Source organism: Alteromonas sp. CNT1-28 (assembly GCF_022348345.1).
GTDB classification, from domain to species: Bacteria; Pseudomonadota; Gammaproteobacteria; order Enterobacterales; family Alteromonadaceae; genus Alteromonas; species Alteromonas macleodii.
Genome location: NZ_JAKREZ010000019.1, coordinates 58,055 through 76,710 on the forward strand (window position 1 = coordinate 58,055; position 18,656 = coordinate 76,710).

Annotated in this window: 14 protein-coding genes and 1 pseudogene; 6 read left to right on the forward strand and 9 right to left on the reverse strand. The window is 45.5% G+C overall.

Features of this window, described 5'->3' with window-relative positions; translation table 11 throughout:
- Positions 1 to 3: 3 nt before the first annotated feature.
- A complete protein-coding gene (locus tag MHN02_RS13085) occupies positions 4 to 567 on the reverse strand; it encodes a phosphoribosyltransferase family protein (protein ID WP_014949139.1) in 564 nt (187 codons plus the stop codon).
- A 77-nt stretch (positions 568 to 644) separates the two neighbouring features.
- Positions 645 to 1,955 (reverse strand): lipoprotein-releasing ABC transporter permease subunit, encoded by a 1,311-nt coding sequence (locus MHN02_RS13090; protein WP_239246579.1) that lies wholly within the window; start codon positions 1,953 to 1,955, stop codon positions 645 to 647.
- A 192-nt stretch (positions 1,956 to 2,147) separates the two neighbouring features.
- On the opposite strand from MHN02_RS13090, the gene MHN02_RS13095 reads away from it, so the two are divergent.
- The 4 genes from MHN02_RS13095 to MHN02_RS13110 all read left to right on the forward strand — a co-directional run bounded on the left by MHN02_RS13095 (position 2,148) and on the right by MHN02_RS13110 (position 8,657).
- Positions 2,148 to 2,750 (forward strand): PilZ domain-containing protein, encoded by a 603-nt coding sequence (locus tag MHN02_RS13095; protein WP_039227099.1) that lies wholly within the window; start codon positions 2,148 to 2,150, stop codon positions 2,748 to 2,750.
- 58 nt (positions 2,751 to 2,808) lie between these two features.
- A complete protein-coding gene (mfd, locus tag MHN02_RS13100; RefSeq protein ID WP_239246581.1) occupies positions 2,809 to 6,306 on the forward strand; it encodes a transcription-repair coupling factor in 3,498 nt (1,165 codons plus the stop codon).
- 1 nt (position 6,307) lies between these two features.
- Entirely contained in the window at positions 6,308 to 8,059 is a 1,752-nt protein-coding gene (locus MHN02_RS13105) for a CsiV family protein (protein WP_239246583.1), read from the forward strand.
- 82 nt (positions 8,060 to 8,141) lie between these two features.
- A complete protein-coding gene (locus MHN02_RS13110; RefSeq protein WP_014979047.1) occupies positions 8,142 to 8,657 on the forward strand; it encodes a cob(I)yrinic acid a,c-diamide adenosyltransferase in 516 nt (171 codons plus the stop codon).
- Positions 8,658 to 8,703: 46 nt separating this feature from the next.
- Here MHN02_RS13110 and nagZ read toward each other — a convergent pair whose 3' ends face one another.
- Positions 8,704 to 9,714: a beta-N-acetylhexosaminidase gene (gene nagZ / locus MHN02_RS13115; protein ID WP_239246593.1), complete on the reverse strand. Its 1,011-nt coding sequence runs from the start codon at positions 9,712 to 9,714 to the stop codon at positions 8,704 to 8,706.
- 98 nt (positions 9,715 to 9,812) lie between these two features.
- On the opposite strand from nagZ, the gene MHN02_RS13120 reads away from it, so the two are divergent.
- Together MHN02_RS13120 and ybaK are read left to right on the forward strand one after the other, a co-directional pair.
- A complete protein-coding gene (locus tag MHN02_RS13120; protein ID WP_239246585.1) occupies positions 9,813 to 12,215 on the forward strand; it encodes a penicillin acylase family protein in 2,403 nt (800 codons plus the stop codon).
- Entirely contained in the window at positions 12,212 to 12,682 is a 471-nt protein-coding gene (ybaK, locus tag MHN02_RS13125; protein ID WP_239246587.1) for a Cys-tRNA(Pro) deacylase, read from the forward strand. Before MHN02_RS13120 ends, ybaK begins: the two co-directional genes overlap by 4 nt.
- Before the next feature lie 51 nt (positions 12,683 to 12,733).
- On the opposite strand, the gene MHN02_RS13130 is transcribed toward ybaK, so the two are convergent.
- From MHN02_RS13130 to MHN02_RS13155, 6 genes and pseudogenes are all read right to left on the reverse strand, one after another.
- Positions 12,734 to 13,327 (reverse strand): hypothetical protein, encoded by a 594-nt coding sequence (locus tag MHN02_RS13130; protein ID WP_061094791.1) that lies wholly within the window; start codon positions 13,325 to 13,327, stop codon positions 12,734 to 12,736.
- A gap of 485 nt (positions 13,328 to 13,812) precedes the next feature.
- Positions 13,813 to 14,358: a hypothetical protein gene (locus MHN02_RS13135; protein ID WP_239246589.1), complete on the reverse strand. Its 546-nt coding sequence runs from the start codon at positions 14,356 to 14,358 to the stop codon at positions 13,813 to 13,815.
- 114 nt (positions 14,359 to 14,472) lie between these two features.
- Positions 14,473 to 14,772, reverse strand: coding sequence for an integration host factor subunit alpha (ihfA, locus tag MHN02_RS13140; RefSeq protein WP_012518129.1), 300 nt, complete (start codon positions 14,770 to 14,772; stop codon positions 14,473 to 14,475).
- Positions 14,773 to 14,775: 3 nt separating this feature from the next.
- Positions 14,776 to 17,163 (reverse strand): phenylalanine--tRNA ligase subunit beta, encoded by a 2,388-nt coding sequence (gene pheT, locus MHN02_RS13145; protein ID WP_239246591.1) that lies wholly within the window; start codon positions 17,161 to 17,163, stop codon positions 14,776 to 14,778.
- Positions 17,164 to 17,177: 14 nt separating this feature from the next.
- A complete protein-coding gene (pheS, locus tag MHN02_RS13150) occupies positions 17,178 to 18,158 on the reverse strand; it encodes a phenylalanine--tRNA ligase subunit alpha (protein WP_012518127.1) in 981 nt (326 codons plus the stop codon).
- A gap of 234 nt (positions 18,159 to 18,392) precedes the next feature.
- A pseudogene (locus tag MHN02_RS13155) lies at positions 18,393 to 18,656 on the reverse strand (integrase core domain-containing protein); the annotation flags it as partial.

The following is an 18,656-nucleotide window of genomic DNA, read 5'->3' on the forward strand; positions in this document are numbered from 1 at the left end:
TCACTACTTTTTGAACAAAATGTCCATAACGTCAGCCAGCTCGCCTTTGCCTTCACGAATTTCTTCTTCCGACAATCCCGCAATTTCGTGAGGGAAAACCAGCCATTCATCACTTTCGTTAACGTAATAATCTGGCACGATGTCTGTTGTGTTGTTTTGCGGCTTGTACCACGGACATGCAATGCGAATATCTTTAGGCATGTTCAAACGCATTAGTTTATTAATTTGCTTGATAAGTGCATCTACACTGCGGCCTGAATCGAAAACATCATCAACAATCAATAACTTGTCATCAGCATTCGCGTTCTCTACCAAGTAGTGTAATCCGTGCACACGGATCTCTTTCGATTGTTTGTTTATTCCGTAGTAAGACGATGTACGTACTGCGATATGGTCGGTTGACGTATTCTTAAATTCAAAGAATTCTTGAACCGCGATACCAATGGGAGCACCACCACGCCAGATACCAATAATAAAGTCAGGGCGAAAGCCGTCTTCATACACCTTTGCCGCTAGGCGAAAGGAATCCTGTAGAAGCGATTGCGAGGTGATAAAATTCTTATTCATGACGTCTCACTGGGCAAAATTTAAAAGACCGCGAGTATAGTGAATTTTGCACTAACTTGCACGGTAAATTCAGCGATTTATTCGTTTTGGAGCGCTTGCGACGGTGCAATTTTCATCGCTTTGCGCGCTGGGTAAACGCTGGCTAAAACACACAGTAGCAAAGACAGCAAAGTAATGCCTGCTATTTGTACAACGTCCATTTCAATTGGCAGCCCTCTACCGTCTGCCGCTAAGGCTAACGGCGACCCGATAAGGTCTAAAATGTTATTTAATTGGAGCGTAATCACCACGCCTAATACTAGACCAATGCCAGCGCCTTTAATGCCGTTAAACAAACCGTTTAACACAAAAATCCACATTACTGAACTGGGTAACATACCTTGAGTTTGGAGTACTGCAATATCGCCTTGTTTTTCCGTTACCACCATTACCAGTGCCGAAACGATATTAAATGCCGCCACCGCGATAATAAGCAGCAACATGAGTGTCATCATGTTCTTCTCCATCTTGACGGCATCAAATAGCGGCCCCTGACGCTCACGCCAAGTCTTCATATTATTTACAGAGACACCCACCCTATCGGTGAGCGCGCTAACAACTGCTTGATAGTTAAAAGCGTCATTTAAAAAGAGTCGAAGCGATTGTTCGCTACCTTTAGGATCTCGCATTAAGCGGTTCACATCCTTAAGGTTCATATACATCACTTTGTCATCCATCTGCGAGCCCATATCGAAGACACCCACCACGGTTACAAGCCGTTGACTTGGCATTCTTCCAAAAGGTGTAAACACACTTGCGCCTGCCACCATAACCCGCAATCGGTCTCCAACCCGCGCTTCAAGTTTAATGGCAAGTGAGCGCCCAATAATGGCAGCAAAACTCCCCTCAGTTAAATCGCTAAATCGCCCCTGCTCCATGTGGTTTGCTACCAAAGTGTACTCAATCATTACTTCAGGTTGAACACCGTGAACCTGAACACCACGCAAGTCCGAGCGAGACTGCACTACTGCTTCAGCTTCCCTGTAAGCCATAGTGGCAACAACGCCTTCGATGGGTGTCTCGCTAATTTCTTTCAAAGTAACTGTCTGCGTTTTTTCTGCAGTTTGCGTGGGTGTCTCTGTAATTGCGTTTTCGTTGGATGTCCTGCTAGGGTTCTCGCTTATGATGGGTGTCTTTGTAACTTCAATATGAGGGACAATGCCTAATATGCGCTGTTTTAGTTGACCTTCTAGGCCGTTCATAACAGACACAACGATAATCAGCGCCATCAATCCCAGTGCAATACCGGCCACTGAAAATCGATTAATAAATGAAACAAAACTGGTTTGGCTTGCTTTGTTAGACTTGGCATAACGATAAGCAATGAATGCAGAAAGAGGATAAAACATAGCGCCTTGCTTTTCAGTAATACGGTAATCTGCCTTATGTTTAGCTATGCTTAATGAATGAGAAATTCAGATAAGTAGCCCAAAGACGAGATGACGGGTTAACCCCAAAATAGTAAAGTGGGTATACTACGTGTGATCGGTATACTACTTATAAGTTACTAACTGCACAAGAATTAGTGGCAGAGGAATGATGTGAGCGAACTTAGCCTAGAACAAAAAAAAGCCCAATTCGATGAATATTTTTCTATCGCACATCGCATAAACGCCAATATGCGCCCGTTAGGTGAAGACGAAGTAGTGCCTGATGAAGAAAACTTAGAGGAGTCGATGCCGTATGCATTTCGCATTGCCAGCGAAATGGCCGCTATTGAAGCACAGGCAATTCGTCCGCTTCGCAACCTAAGTGATCATGCTGAGTCGCTGGCTGACTACTTAAACCATCAGTCTCGAAAAATTGACTTGATGATGTCGTTCGTTTTGCACCAGCAAGACGAGCCAGAGTTTCGCTTCAAAACAGTCAAACTGGGTGGTGGCGGTGTCATTATTGAGTCAAAAGAAGCATTGGATGTGGGCGCCAAAGCGGAACTTAAACTTTTCTTGGATGCCGAAGCAGCAGCAATATTTTGTTTTGGCGAAGTAATTACTTGCGAGCAAGTAGAAGACCGTTACCATATCGCCTTTATTTTTAACACCATTCGAGAGCAAGACCAGGAGCTTTTAGTTCGCGCTAGCTTGCATATTCAAACGCAACAGCTAAGAAAGCGGGCAAAAGAAAAAAAAGCGGGATCTGAATAGACCCTAACATCAGTATATAAGCCGTAAAACTCATCTTGCACTTAAAAAACAGGACGTCATGACAGCCACTTTATTATCGCTTCCATTACCTGCGCCTAAAAAAGAAGCCTCATCACAAGATCACAAACACTGGGGCCAACTCCAAGGCAGCAGTGCCGCACTATGTATCAGCCAAGCACTCAGCCAATACAAAGGCCCTATTGTACTGATTACCGCCGATACGCCGTCGGCAATGAAGCTCGAAAAAGAAATAGCCTTCTTCCTAAGCGATAATACAAAGCAGACACCTATTACTTTGTTCCCAGATTGGGAAACACTGCCCTACGATTCGTTTTCGCCCCATCAAGACATTGTTTCTCAGCGATTAGAAACCCTATTCCGCTTTACACAGCAAGGCGAAGGCATATTCATAGTGCCTGTTAACACGTTAATGCAGCGTTTAGCCCCTACCGATTATTTAGCAAAGTATTTGCTTATGCTAAATCAGGGCGACACCTTAGATAGAGATCAGTTCAGACGCAATCTCGAGCAAGCCGGCTACCTGCATGTTAGTCAGGTAATGAGCCACAGCGAATTCTCGGTGCGCGGCAGCATCATCGACCTTTTTCCGATGGGAAGCGACCAGCCATTTCGAATAGACTTGTTTGATGACGAAATCGACTCCATTCGCTATTTCGATACTGAAACCCAGCGCTCTGGCGAGGCTGTTAACGAAATTCGCTTGCTACCAGCACGAGAATTTCCTACAGACAAAGAGGCAATCACGCTTTTCCGCCAGCAGTTTTTAGAAAAGTTCGACGCAAACAATGCATCTGAAAGCGTATTTTCTCAGGTAAGCAAGGGCACCATGCCGAGCGGTGTGGAATATTATCTTCCCCTCTTCTTTGAAAAAACCGCTACGCTTTTTGACTATCTTCACCCTAAAAGCCTGCTATTACTTCACGGTGATGTGCAAGACGCCAGCGAGTTTTTCTGGGCCGACGTACAAGAACGTTACGAGCAGTATCGTTATAACTTAGCCCGTCCACTGCTTGCACCAGACGAGCTATTTTTACCTATAAATGAGCTATTTGGTGCCATAAAACAGTGGCCTCGTGCATCTCTTTCCAGCAAGGTGCTTGAAGAAAAATCAGGTACTAGCAACCTTCAGTGCGAAAAGCTTGATGATATTGCGATTAACTCGCAGAAAAAAGTACCTGCTGAAAGACTCATTAAAACGGTAAATCAAGCCACTGACAACGGGGCTAAGGTACTGTTTTGTGCTGAGACCCAAGGTCGCCGAGAGGGTTTGCTAACCGTACTCGCAAAAGCAGGCATCAAACCAAAGATTGTTGATAGCTTTAGCGATTTTATCGAAAGTCACGACAACATTGGCATTACCGTAGGTATGGTTGATAACAGTTTCCGCTGGCAAACCCAGGAAGGCGAACTGTTATTTATTACCGAAACCGAACTATTAGGCCAGAAAGTAAGTCAGCGCCGTCTTCGCGATAAACGCACCGCCACCGACGAAAGCGCCATTATCCGTAATCTTGCCGAACTTTCTATTGGTCAGCCTGTGGTACATCTCGACCACGGTGTTGGCCGTTATTTAGGCCTTCAAACATTGGACGCGGGCGGCGTAGCAACCGAGTATTTGTGCATTGAGTATGCCAAGCAATCTAAGCTTTACGTGCCTGTGGCCTCGCTTCACTTAATTTCACGCTACACCGGTGGCGACGCCGACAGCGCGCCAGTAAGCGCCCTAGGTTCTGACGCATGGACAAAGGCCAAGCAAAAAGCCGCCGAAAAAGTTCGTGACGTGGCCGCTGAGCTTTTAGATGTATATGCCCGCCGCGCAGCCAAGCCAGGTTTTGCGTATAAAATTAACTGGGACGACTACCAAGCGTTCTCAGACAGCTTCCCCTTTGAAGAAACGCCTGACCAAGCCCAAGCCATTGCAGCGGTTATGCACGACATGGGCAGTCCATCGGCTATGGATCGCCTCGTTTGCGGTGACGTAGGTTTCGGTAAAACCGAAGTTGCCATGCGCGCGGCCTTCCTTGCTGCTAATGCTGGTAAACAGGTGGCTATTTTGGTGCCCACTACCCTACTTGCGCAGCAACATTACGAGAACTTCAAAGACCGTTTTGCGGCATGGCCGTTTGAAATTGAAGTCATGAGCCGTTTTGTAAGCGGTAAAGCGCAAAAATCTGTGGTTGAGCGCATCGGCGAAGGAAAGGTAGATATCGTAGTAGGCACACATAAACTGCTGTCTAGCGATATTAAATACAAAGATTTGGGGCTGGTGATCATCGACGAAGAACATCGCTTTGGCGTGCGTCAAAAAGAGAAACTTAAGTCCTTACGTGCCGATGTAGATATCTTAACGTTAACCGCTACGCCAATTCCTCGTACGCTTAACATGGCATTATCAGGCATGCGCGACTTATCGATTATTGCCACAGCCCCTGCCCGTCGTTTATCAATTAAAACTTTTGTCCAGCAGCGTAATAAAGCCGTTATTCGCGAAGCCATTATGCGTGAGATACTGCGCGGCGGTCAGGTTTACTTCCTTCACAACGAAGTGGATAGCATTGCGCGAACGGCCGAAGAAATCGCTGAAATCGTTCCCGAAGCCCGTATTGCAGTGGGTCACGGCCAAATGCGCGAGCGTGAACTTGAAGGCGTAATGAGCGACTTCTACCACCAGCGCTACAACGTACTTGTGTGTACTACCATCATTGAAACAGGTATCGACGTACCAAGTGCGAATACCATTATTATGGATAGAGCCGACCATTTAGGTTTAGCGCAGCTGCACCAGCTTCGTGGTCGTGTGGGTCGCTCGCATCATCAAGCGTACGCCTACTTATTAACGCCTCATCCAAAGCGCATGACCAAAGATGCAGTAAAACGTTTAGAAGCAATATCGCAGCTTGAGGATTTAGGTGCAGGTTTTGCGCTTGCTACCCACGATTTAGAAATTCGTGGTGCCGGTGAGCTGTTAGGCGACGATCAATCGGGGCAAATAGCGAGTATTGGTTTCAGTTTGTATATGGATATGCTCGATAAAGCCGTTAACGCCCTTAAAGAAGGCCGAGAGCCTTCATTAGACGACGCGACCTCGGGCCATACCGAAGTTGAACTGCGCATTCCAGCCCTACTGCCTGAAGACTATATTGCCGACGTTAACACTCGCCTATCGCTATATAAACGTCTGGCAAGCTGTACGTCGCAAGACGACATTGATGAATTCCAGGTAGAATGTATTGACCGCTTTGGTCTATTGCCAGAGCCAGCTAAAAACTTGATAGAAGTGGCTGAAATTAAACTAAAAGCCCAGGCGTTAGGCATTCTAAAAGTAGACTTGTCGGCCCAAGGCGGTACCATAGAGTTTAAAGAAACCACTAAGGTTAACCCAGGCTATATTATTAGTTTGGTGCAAACCAAACCAAACACCTTTAAGTTTGAAGGAAGCCAAAAACTGCGTTTGGTGAAAAAGACCGAAACAGCTAAAGAGCGCATCGCGTTTATTAGCGATATTATTGCCGATTTTGCAAAGGAGTCGCGGTAACATGAAGTTATCTCGCTGGTGCCCGTTAGTTGCATCAATAAGCGCCGTTTTCTTAACGACAATTTCAACTGCAGCTAACGCCAATGACAACTGGTGGTTCGATGTGGAAGTTATTGCGTTTAAGCGCAACGTGGCACTAACTGAGTTAGAAGAGCAGTTTTCTTTGGCTGACAACTTGTCAGCCCCTCGCGCTCAGGCAGACATCATCAGCGATATCATTTCGCCTGATATAAGCTATCTAAAACAAGGGTTAGCCGTTTGCGGCGCTGATACATCGGTTAATTGGCCTAGCAACGGGCTTTTGAGCGTGCCCGCAAAAGATGTAGATTTTTTGTCGCTGCCTAAAGATAACAGTGCGCAGTTCGGTGACATGTCTCCTAGCTCTTACTCTAAAGAAGCGGGCTATGGATATAATGAAACATCTGGTTTAACAGCCAATGAGCCAACTCCTACACCAGACGTAGCGAGTCAGGCACAAAGCGAAACCATTAATGGCGATGAGTATGGCGCTACTTATTCTTCAACAGACTCCGACTATAGCGATAGCCTTGACTACTCAAATGAGGGGATCATCACTGACGACGTCACACCCGCTCCTGATGCTGCAACCATCGCCAGCTATTGGACGTCATTCTTCGGCGTAAAAGATTCCTCACCTGTCACGGTGCCTGTATTTAAATACTGTGAAGAAACGAAGCCATGGCTTAGCGCTGAGGTAACCACTGCACTGAACGTTGTTGTTCCAAGCGACAACGAACTAATCTCAGGCGTTTCGACAAGCGAGAGCAAGTCTAGAAGCAGCGCGCTTCAACCTGTAATCGTATGGAAGGTGAATCAGCCGGATAATAGGCTACCCGCTCCAGCAAGTTTACCTATTATCATTGAAGGACACGACTGGCCGTTTGCGTCAAAAGCGCATCTGCTTACCAGTAATCAGCAAGCACTGTCTTCAATTTCTCGCCAAATACGTTCTAATCGCGAGCTAGAACGTTTGTTTCATGCAACCTGGCGTCAGCCAGTTATATTTGGTAAGAACAAAGCTTTCAACGTGCGTCTTTATGGTGGGCAAAACTACGCGCAGCAGTTTGACTTGAACGGTGATATGCGAGCTCCAAAACACGTTGATAATGTAAACAGTGAAACTGACGATTCCGCTCCAGAGTTTGGTTACGGCTCCACCGCCGCTCTTACTGATAATGATGCTTATAAAAACACATCGAGCACAGATGAAAACAGCCTAAGTGGTGTAAGTACTGCTTTTGAAGCTGATAAAACTGCAGCGCATGGCACTGATCAATTTCTTGCTGTTTCAGATATTTTTGCCGATTTGGACCGCCGTTTGTCAAACCCACAGGCTATAGAGTATGGCGCATTTAAAGCGCTTGATACGCCGATGATTGTAGAGCAAGGTGAAGATGACACTACCGATGCTTCGTTAAGAACCCCCATTTGGGAAATTGACGGCACTATCAAAGTATTTCTTAAGTATATTAACCGCGTACCCTACCTTCATGTAGATGGCGAGATGTTTTATCGCCAGCCGGTGCCAATGAGCTACTTCAGCAGTGAAGATGACAGCTATGGTAATGCTGCTAAGCCCCGTCAAGCGACATCAACAGCGTACAAACTGGTTTCGGTTCCGTTAGCTGAGCAAAGACGTGTAATCAGTACGCAACTGCATTATTTTGACCACCCGCTGTTTGGTTTTGTAGTACAAATTCGTCGCTACAATCGCCCTGACGTTAGCGAGTGATTTGAGTAAACGCTTAGTATAAGTGCTTTGGTCTTAAATACAAAAAACAACATTTGCGATTGATAGAGAGATATAGGTTTTTATGAAGATTTACACTCGCACTGGTGATAAGGGCAGCACGCAAATTTACGCTGACAAAGCCGTTCGTGTAGATAAGGATGATTTAGTAGTACAAAGCTACGGCGATATGGACGAACTCAATAGCCATATTGGGCTACTCGCAGCGCATGTTACTGACAAACATAAGCCAATACTCCAAGACATTCAGCGCAACCTGTTTCAAGCTGGCTTTGCTATTTCAGCAAGCTCAACGCTGACACAAACTGATATTGAGAACCTAGAGAGCCTTATAGACAATATTACCCGTCAAATGCCGCCTAATACGTCGTTTGTACTGCCTGGCGGAAGTAAGGCTTCTGCGCAAGCTCATGTTTGTCGTGCTGTATGCCGGCGAGCTGAACGTGCTGTCATTAGCCTATCTAAACATTATGACGTGCCAGAAGTGGTACATGCTTATTTAAATCGCTTAAGCGATTTTCTCTTCACTTTTGCACGATTTATAAACATAGAAGCTGGCGTAGACGAAGTACCAGTTTAAGCGGCCGGCATTAAAATCAGAAAACGAAAAACGGTAGTTATAAAAACTACCGTTCGCTTAAGCGCTTCACCAGCTCAACCCCACTGTCGTATTTATCTTTTAGCCCTGCAGGCATGACACGGTCATAAAGTGCCATAACGCGTTCTTGCTTTTGTAAATCGTTGTTAGACAGGTTAGCAAAGCGCGTTTCCAATCCATCAAGGATAGTCTCAGCCCCTTGCGGATTGTTGCAGGCAAGTACCATGTCGCACCCTGCTTCTAGCGCTGCCTCAGCGCGCTCAACGTAACTTCCTGCGACACTTGCGCCGTGCATGGACAAATCATCAGAAAATACTGCACCGCCAAAGCCTAGATCCTGTTTAAGTATATCCTGCAGCCATTTAGTTGAAAAACCCGCAGGCTTATCGCACACCTGATTATAAATAACATGGGCAGGCATAACGCCATCAAGCAACGCACGTTCAATTAAGCGTTCAAAGACCACCATATCGGTACTGCGTATTTCATCAAATTCGCGTTCATCGACGGGTAACGCTACATGAGAGTCTGGCGCTACACTGCCATGCCCAGGAAAGTGCTTTCCAATAGCTGGCATATTTACAGCTTTTAAACCTTGGATTAAATGAGCGGCAAGGCGAATAACGTCGTCTGCATTGTCTGAAAATGCCCTGTCACCAATAACTTGCGATACACCATTTATATCAAGCACCGGTGCAAAGCTAAAATCGATATCTAAGGTTTTAAGTTCATAAGCCAATACTAATCCACACGCTTTTGCGTATGCAGCACTTTCATCTTGATGCTCTGACTGCCTTAAAATATCGCCCATTGCAGGTATGGCAGTAAAGCCTTCACGAAAACGCTGAACGCGGCCTCCTTCATGATCGACGGCGATCAGTACTGGACGCTTTGCAAAGCGTCTTATATCTTGAACCAGCGCAGAGAGCTGACGTTTATCATGATAGTTGCGGCTAAATAAAATAACGCCACCCACTACTGGATGTGTTAACTTTTCCTTTTCTTCAGGCAGAAGTTCTTCGGCCTGACAATCCAACATTAATGGCCCCACGGCACCGCCTTAGTATGTGTCATAAAACATCACTTCAATTTTGCAAGTTCTGTGGTTAGGATAGAGAAAAATAGGGAGTTTTACACGTGATAAATTGGTTCAAGTGGTTGGTTTTAACTGTTTTAGCACTGCTTTTTTTAACGGTACTGGGATTGTACATCTCGCTTCGTATGAGTTTGCCCGCACTTGACGGAAATAGCGCCACCTATCACGTAAACGCACCTACTGAGCTAAGCCGTGACGAACTAGGCCAAGCTGTTATTAAAGCCAACGATATTTTCGACGCAGCCTATGCACTGGGTTTTGCGCATGCTCAAGATCGCTTTTTTCAAATGGATTTACAGCGCCGCGCCGCATCGGGCAGTTTGTCACAATGGGTGGGCGACATTGCCCTAGATATCGATAAAAAAGCCCGCTTTCATCAATTTGAGAAACGAGCAAAAGCCGTATTCGATAACCTTCCCTCAAAACAACAAGAACTACTTGTACGTTACACCCACGGCGTAAATGACGCATTGTCTGAGTATACGTTGCCACCTTTTGAATACCTAGCTGCAGGCGTTGATATAAAACAATGGCGCCCCACCGACAGTATTCTTGTGATTTACAGTATGTATTTGGATTTACAAGGTAGCCAAGTAGAGCTTGATTTAGCAAGAGAGGCACTGCTTTCAACATTTGGGAATGATTTATACAGCTTCATTACTCAGCCAAGTAATTATCAGGCAGCGCTTGATGCCAGCGAGATACCACTGCTTGAAGCACCTATTCCAGAGTACCCTGCATCGCTACGCCCAATTACTCACTCACCAGAAGATAGTAACGACGAGAGCCTTGAGCGAGATCCTGAGGACGAATCTGCCCAGAACCTAAACGATAAGGACTATACTGCTATCGCCCGTGCACAATATAGCGGTACTGAGCTTCCTGATATCGGTAGCAACAACTGGGCGGTAACCGGGAGTCACACCACGTCAGGCGCAGGCCTTTTAGCGAACGACATGCATTTAGGCTTGCGGGTTCCCATCATCTGGTATCGCGCCCAGCTTAACTATCAAGAATCGGGCAGCGATGTACAAATAACCGGGGTTTCCCTGCCGGGTATTCCTGGCATAGTTGTAGGCACCAACGGCCATATCGCTTGGGGTTTTACGAATGCAAATTTAGACAATGTAGATTGGATTGAGCTAGGCGAATCGACGGCCACAAGTACGGTAACAGAGCGTATTCCTTTACCTGATGGTGAGCACACATTTGAGTTTGAAGTAAGCTCGTATGGGCCAGTGAAAGAACTCAATGGCAAGCGCTATGCACTTAATTGGGTAGCGCATCATCCGTTTGCTGCGAACTTGGGAATAATAAACTTCGGCAATGCAAAAAATGTCCAAGCAGCGATAAAGATGGGCCAACGCATTGCTATTCCCACGCAAAACCTCGTGATTGTTGATGAAAGCGGCAATGCGGCTTGGCTTCCTGGCGGCGCAGTTATGGAAAGGCAGCAGGCTTCATTCACTGCTATAAAAGAACAAGAAGCAGTAAACACACCACCAAAGCGCGCATCAAAGCTTCCCATGGTTTTAAACCCCGATATGGGAAGAATATGGACTGCAAATGCTAGAGTAATTTCGGCTGATGACTTCAAAGTCTGGGGCGACGGTGGTTACGCGCTAGGTGCTCGCGGACAACAAATAAGAGACCGTTTGTTTGAAAAAGATACCTTTACTGAGACTGACTTTTACGCCATTCAGTTAGATAATCATGCCCGCTTTCTTATTCCTTGGCAGCACCTTTTGTATGGGCTGCTCAACATGCAAGACATTGAATTTAAACCCGACCTCGCTTACCTAAACACATGGGACGAATGCGCATGTGAAGATTCGGTTGGCTACACGTTAGTTAAGCACTTTAGGCAGGAAGTGTTACGAACCCTTTTTGGAGGCGTACTTTCAACGTTAGACCAACAAGGTGTAAACAGCCGTACACTCTTACGTGGCATTGAACCTGCTGTGTGGCAACTTATTCATAGTCAGCCTGACTCTTGGCTACCTAACGATACTGAAAGCTTCGACGAGCTACTTGTAGACGCTTATAGGCGCGCCAAACACAAGTTATTAGACAAGTATTCACCAGTAGAAGCTAATATGGAAACATTAGCCTGGGGCAAGGTGAACGCACTCTCTGTTAAACATCCATTTGCGGATCAAATTCCTCTAGTTGGTGATATGTTAAACATGCAACAAGTAGAAGGTTTTGGTGATACATACATGCCTGCTGTACAAGCACCTAGTTTTGGTGCCTCTGAGCGACTATTTGTCAGCCCTGGCCATTTAGAGGATGCCATTCTAACACTACCTGGCGGACAATCTGGCCACCCGCTTTCAGAATTTTACGCGTCTGGATTTAACGACTACGCAACGCACGCTGCTACACCGTTACTCCCCAATGAGCCCATATACAGCCGAACATTTTATAGAAAAGAGGTTGAATGACACCTGCAATCACACTACTTACCAAAAAACGTATCGCGCACACGGTATTAAAGTATGACCACGACGCAAATGCGGCGTCATACGGGCTAGAGGCGGTTGAAAAGCTTAACCTTAATGCGGATACCGTTTTTAAAACATTGGTAGTGAGTACAGATAATAACAAACTTGCCGTAGCCGTGGTCCCTGTAAACACCAAACTTAGCGAAAAGAAAATGGCTAAAGCGTTAGGTGTTAAAAAGGTAGAAATGGCGCAAGCAAACGCGGTAATGGTTGCAACAGGCTATGTGTTAGGTGGTGTAAGCCCCATAGGGCAAAAAAAGCGCTTAGCAAGCGTTATCCATAACAGCGCTGAAAATCTGCAAACTATTCACGTAAGCGCCGGAAAACGAGGTTTAGAAGTGGCGCTTTCTCCTGCCGATTTAGCTTTGTTAACAAGCGCCAAATTTGCGGATATTTCGATAAATTAACTTGTTACAACCCAATATATCGTTAGCGAAAACTTACAATGCAGCTTTTGGTTATGCAACTGCCGCCATTATATTCTTAAGGTTTTCGATTGGTTTGAGCCTTTTTTTAATAAGCACATCTTCGTTTATCTTAAGGATTATACCTTTCAGTAAATCAGTGGTGTTTTCTATGTGCGAGAGTGATTTAAGGTGCTCTATGTCTTCAAAAATCTTACGCCCTTTTAGCGATAGGCGCTTTTCTGATCTACCTTTTGCCAAGTCACTTTGAAGGTAACTCGCTATCTTTTTTGCTGACTTTTCATCTTCAGACAATGAGTGAATGTAGTACTTCATCATGCTTGGAACAAAGTCTGTAGTTGCACCAATTTCCATTGTCGCTAAATTTAGAATATCGATTAAATGCGCAGGTAAACGCCCCTCCACTGGCTTTCGCTTTGCTTCATATTGACGTTTAACCGCAGGTGTGGATTGATGAGGTAACACGGTTACGCTTTCACACTTATCGCATACCCCCACCAAAACCTTTTTAACCACTCCCGTACCATCACTGAAAGGAACATCTCTAAGTTGAAATGTCGCATTTTCAAATGACTGGCACGTGCTGCATGCCGCTTTCTGCGACTCGCCGACTTTGAAAATTTTCATATCTTTTCCCTAATGATGGACGCTAATAAAAACGCTATTCGGCTCTACGTAATACCATTTAACATACCAATTGTGACCGGCTAGCCTTGTCTTAATTACATGTACTGTAATGCTGCTATCAAAATGATGAAGGCTGGAAGAATAATCGTTTCCTCGACTTCGACCTATAATTTCGGCAACTTCCTCAAGCGACACTTGCCCAATTGCCAATAAATTTTTAACGTCAATATCGTTTCTCTGCTCATGGGAAACGTATCCTTTATTTAGACAGTCAATGACCTGTCGCTTTATTTCCTTGTAACGCACCCAGCACTCCACACGAAAGACAAATGTACGCCAAATTGCGTACATTTTCAAATCAAGATTTCAACGAATTTATAGTACGAAAAGTAGGAAGGGGTATGAAGCTGGTCTGTGGTATAGGTTTCTGGTGAGTGTTTGAGTGCAGCGCGAGCAATAGCCTAAGTTATAACTTAAATCATAATCTAATTGGCCGCCTGCGCTAACCACTGTTTGCGTGCTTCTTCAAGCGCGGCTACGTCAGGCTGCTCGCTTCCTGAAATAGCGACAGCAATTTGTTGAATGATAGCGTCACGCTTTTCAATTAGCGCATCAGTACGAGCAAACAAGTCCTTGGCTTCCGGATACTGCTCTTTAAGCGTTTCTACCTCTTCCAACGCATAATAACGCGCTTCAAACGCTTCGTTGTACAGCTGGCGCTTAGCATTGAATACAACGTAATCTTTCGCAGTTTCGGAATTAAGATATTCCATATCTTCTGATGACAGGTTGGCAGCCTGCCCTACTTCACGGGCTTGTACCATCCAAGAATCTACTACTTCGATATTCCCATCTTTAACCGCTTGCTTTACACCTTGCTGCAAATCGCTGGCGTGAAGAATTTCCATGACCGTGATTAGCGGAACTTGCGCTGCGTCTTGGTCTCGTTTGTCTGCATCTAGCGACAGATAAGCAAACCATGAAAAGGTAGCAGCAACAATAATAGCAAGAACGACAAGTGCTTTCTTCACACTTTCCTCCGAAGATATTGCATATGAAAGCCAGTGCGAAAGCACTGTATAAAAGAAGCAATACAAAAAGAGCGAGAGATCTCGCTCTTTTTCAGTATTGTAACGACCTAAAGATTATTGGTCGACAGGCTCTGAGTTTTCAACTCGGCTTTTCAGTTTTTGACCCGGGCGGAATGTAACCACGCGGCGCGCTTTAATTGGAATGTCTTCACCGGTTTTTGGATTGCGGCCAGGACGTTCATTTTTATCACGCAGGTCAAAGTTGCCAAAACCTGACAGTTTTACTTGCTCACCAGATTCCAGAGCGCCTTTAATCTCTTCGAAAAAAAGCTCTACCAGATCCTTCGCATCACGCTTGTTAATGCCTAGTTTCTCGAATAGGTGTTCAGCCATCTCGGCTTTGGTCAATGCCATAGTTTACTCTCTTAACGCGGCCCCAAACTCAGATTCCAGACCTTTAACCACAGTATCTACAGCTTGCTGAATCTCAGCTTCTTCCAAGGTTTTATCCGGATCTTGTAAATGAAGTGACAAAGCAAGGCTCTTATAGCCAGGCTCAATTCCCTTGCCTTTGTACTCATCGAACAAGTTTAGAGCAACTAGTTGATTTACGCCAATATTTTCTATGTAAGAAAGAACATTCCCTACACGCACTTCATCTTTAACCGTAATAGCAATATCACGGCGATTCGATGGGAAGCGCGATACTGGTACTGCTGACGGTAACTTGCGCTCAGTAATGGCATCTACCACTAGTTCGAACACAAATACACGGCCGTTAACACCAAGCAATTTAGTAAACTGCGGGTGTATAGCACCAATATAGCCAACTTCTTCATCATTAAGCAAAATTTTTGCCGTCATGCCAGGGTGTAACGCACTGTGTTGCCCTGTAACGAACTGGAACTCACCGGTTCTGCCTGTAAGTGCCAATAACGCCTCAACGTCGGCTTTTGCATCGAAGAAATCAACCGGGCTGTCGCCCAAGTCCCAATGTTCTTCATTACGACGCCCTGCTACTACACCACCAATTACTTGCTGTTGCAATACACCATTTGGCGCATCTTGTTGAGGAATAAAGCGTAATCCGGTTTCAAACATGCGAACACGTTGTTGCTGACGCTTCTGATTATAAGCAGTAGCACCAACTAATCCCGGCCATAAACTTACACGCATTACCGACATATCAGATGAAATTGGGTGTGGTAGCACCATACCTTTTACGTCTGGGAATAATGCGTTTTGAATTTTAGGGTCTACAAACGAATAAGTAATTGCTTCATTGTAGCCACGGCTCAAAAGCAACGACTTCATAGTGTTTAGCGGCAGCTTGGCTTCTTGCGAAGGCAGCATTGCCAACGTCGCTTTTGGTGCCACGTTTGGAATGTTGTTGTAACCGTATACGCGCGCAATTTCTTCGATCAAATCTTCTTCAATTGAAATATCGAATCGATAGCTTGGCGCAACTGCTTCCCAGCCGGCTTCAGTTTGCGTTACGTCTAAACCAAGGCGGTTGAGCATTTCGGTTACTTTTGCATCGTCAATGCTAATGCCTAGCACGCGAGATAAACGTTCACGACGTAGCGTAACCGTAGCCTGCTTAGGTAGCTTGTCTTCAGCCACTGCTTCAACAACAGGGCCAGCTTCACCACCACAAATTTCTAGTACTAGTGCAGTAGCGCGCTCCATGGCTTTACGCTGAAGCTGTGGGTCTACACCACGCTCGTAACGGTGCGATGCATCGGTATGCAAACCGTACTGACGGGCACGGCCCATAATCGCATCACGGCTAAAGAAAGCACTTTCAAGTAAAATATCTTGGGTTTCGGTGGTAACACCAGAATGTAAGCCGCCGAAAATACCTGCCATAGCTAACGCTTTGTTGTCATCAGCGATAACTAAAGTATTGCTTTGTAACTTAGCTTCGGTCTCGTCAAGTAGCGTAAGCGTTTCGCCTTCTTTTGCCATACGCACGTTAACGTTGCCTTCAATGCTGGCAAGGTTAAACGCGTGCATTGGCTGACCAAGCTCTAACAATACAAAGTTAGTCACATCAACAATGGGGTCGATGCTGCGAATGCCGCAGCGACGCAGCTTTTCAACTAGCCATAGTGGCGATGCAGCTTTAACGTTAACGCCCTTAACCGCACGGCCCAAATAACGTGGGCATGCGTCGTCAGCGCTTAGCGTAATTGATAATTTATCTTCAATAGTTGCGTTTACCGCAGCTACTTCAGGCTCGCACACGTCAAGGTTATTAAGAACGCCAACTTCACGGGCAATGCCGCGAATACCCAAGCAGTCTGCACGGTTTGGTGTCAGGTCTACTTCGATTGCGTTGTCATCAAGTCCAAGGTAATCGCGAATGTCTGCGCCAATAGGTGCATCGGCGGGAAGCTCGATAATACCATCGTGGTCGTCGCTAATACCTAGCTCAGAGAAGCTACATAGCATACCGAATGACGGCTCGCCGCGAAGCTTTGCTTTTTTAATTTTAAAGTCGCCCGGCAATACAGCACCAACAACAGCAACTGCTACTTTAATGCCCTGACGGCAGTTAGGCGCACCGCAAACGATATCAAGTAGCTCATCGCCACCTACGTTTATTTTAGTTACGCGCAGTTTGTCGGCGTTCGGGTGCTGACCACACTCAACAACTTCACCTACTAGCACGCCTTTAAAATCGCCTGCTACTGGCTCAACACCGTCTACTTCAAGGCCAGCCATGCTCAACTGTTCAGACAGCTCATGTGCCGACAGCGACGGGTTAACCCACTCTCTTAACCATTTTTCACTGAATTTCATGTGTACTCTCTGCCTTAGTTGAACTGCTTAAGGAAACGAAGATCGTTTTCAAAGAACGCGCGTAAGTCGTTAACACCATAACGAAGCATAGTTAAGCGCTCTACGCCCATACCAAAGGCAAAACCTGTGTACTCTTCTGGGTCGATACCAACCGCTTTAAGTACATTTGGGTGCACCATGCCGCAACCCAATACTTCAAGCCACTGACCGTTTTTACCCATAACGTCTACTTCAGCTGAAGGCTCAGTAAACGGGAAATAAGACGGACGGAAGCGAATTTCTAGTGACTCTTCGAAGAAGTGATGTAAGAAGTCGTGCAAGATACCTTTAAGGTCGGTAAAACTAACGTTCTTATCAACCATCAAACCTTCCACTTGGTGGAACATTGGCGTGTGAGTTTGATCGTAGTCGTTACGATACACACGGCCTGGCGAGATAATACGCAATGGTGGCTTTTCTGCTTCCATAGTACGAATTTGAACACCAGAGGTTTGCGTACGAAGCATCATGTCTGGGTTGAAGTAAAACGTATCGTGGTCGGCACGCGCTGGGTGATTCGCAGGAATGTTCAGAGCGTCGAAGTTGTGAAAACCATCTTCAATTTCAGGGCCAGTTTTAACCGAAAAGCCAAGCTCGCCAAAGAAAGACTCAATGCGTGCAATCGTGCGGCTAACCGGGTGTAAGTTTCCTGGCTTTTCTGTGCGACCAGGCAAAGTTACATCTACTGCCTCTTCTGCTAGCTTCTTGTTAAGCTCTTCAGTGCGTAAAAACTCACCTTTAGCAGAAATAGCTTGCTGAATAACCTGTTTAGCTTGGTTAATCTTTTGGCCTGCGGCAGGACGTTCTTCGTTAGATAACTTTCCAAGCCCTTTAAGTAAGTCGGTAAGTTTACCTTTCTTACCCATGAATTCGACCCTAACTTGGTCTAATGTGGCTGCATCTTGTGCAGCGTCAATCTGGCTTTGTGCCTGATTGATAATAGCGTCAAGCTCCATGTTTTCCTCAATTTACATGATGACTGCATGGCCAAAGCATAGGAAGAATTATTCTGTGCGCTAAGGCTTGCCTGAAATAAAAGCAGTAGTTTACACGAGTGACTGATATAAGGGCTAGCCTAGATGGCTGATATTGACAAAATTTTCTAGTAAAAATAGATTTTTAAGGTGGGGATGTGCTCGCAATCCAATTTTGGGGAAATAGTGACCCGACCTAAGATAGGTTGACAGTTTTTAGGCCAGCTCTAGTAGCTGGCCTTTTCGATCGTGCACTTGGTTGGGAGTTTTCATACCAAACTAAGGTGCGGTCTCATTTCGTTGTAAATCTTGATTAATTCGGTAACGAGTATGTGTAATTCCTCTATTGTTTTACACCGATAGATTAAGAACTCTTGCTTGAGTATACCGTTTATTCGTTCTGCTAATGCATTTTGATAACAGTCGTAACCATCTGTCATTGACGGCTGGATCCCATTCGCATTCAACTCATTCTGGTAG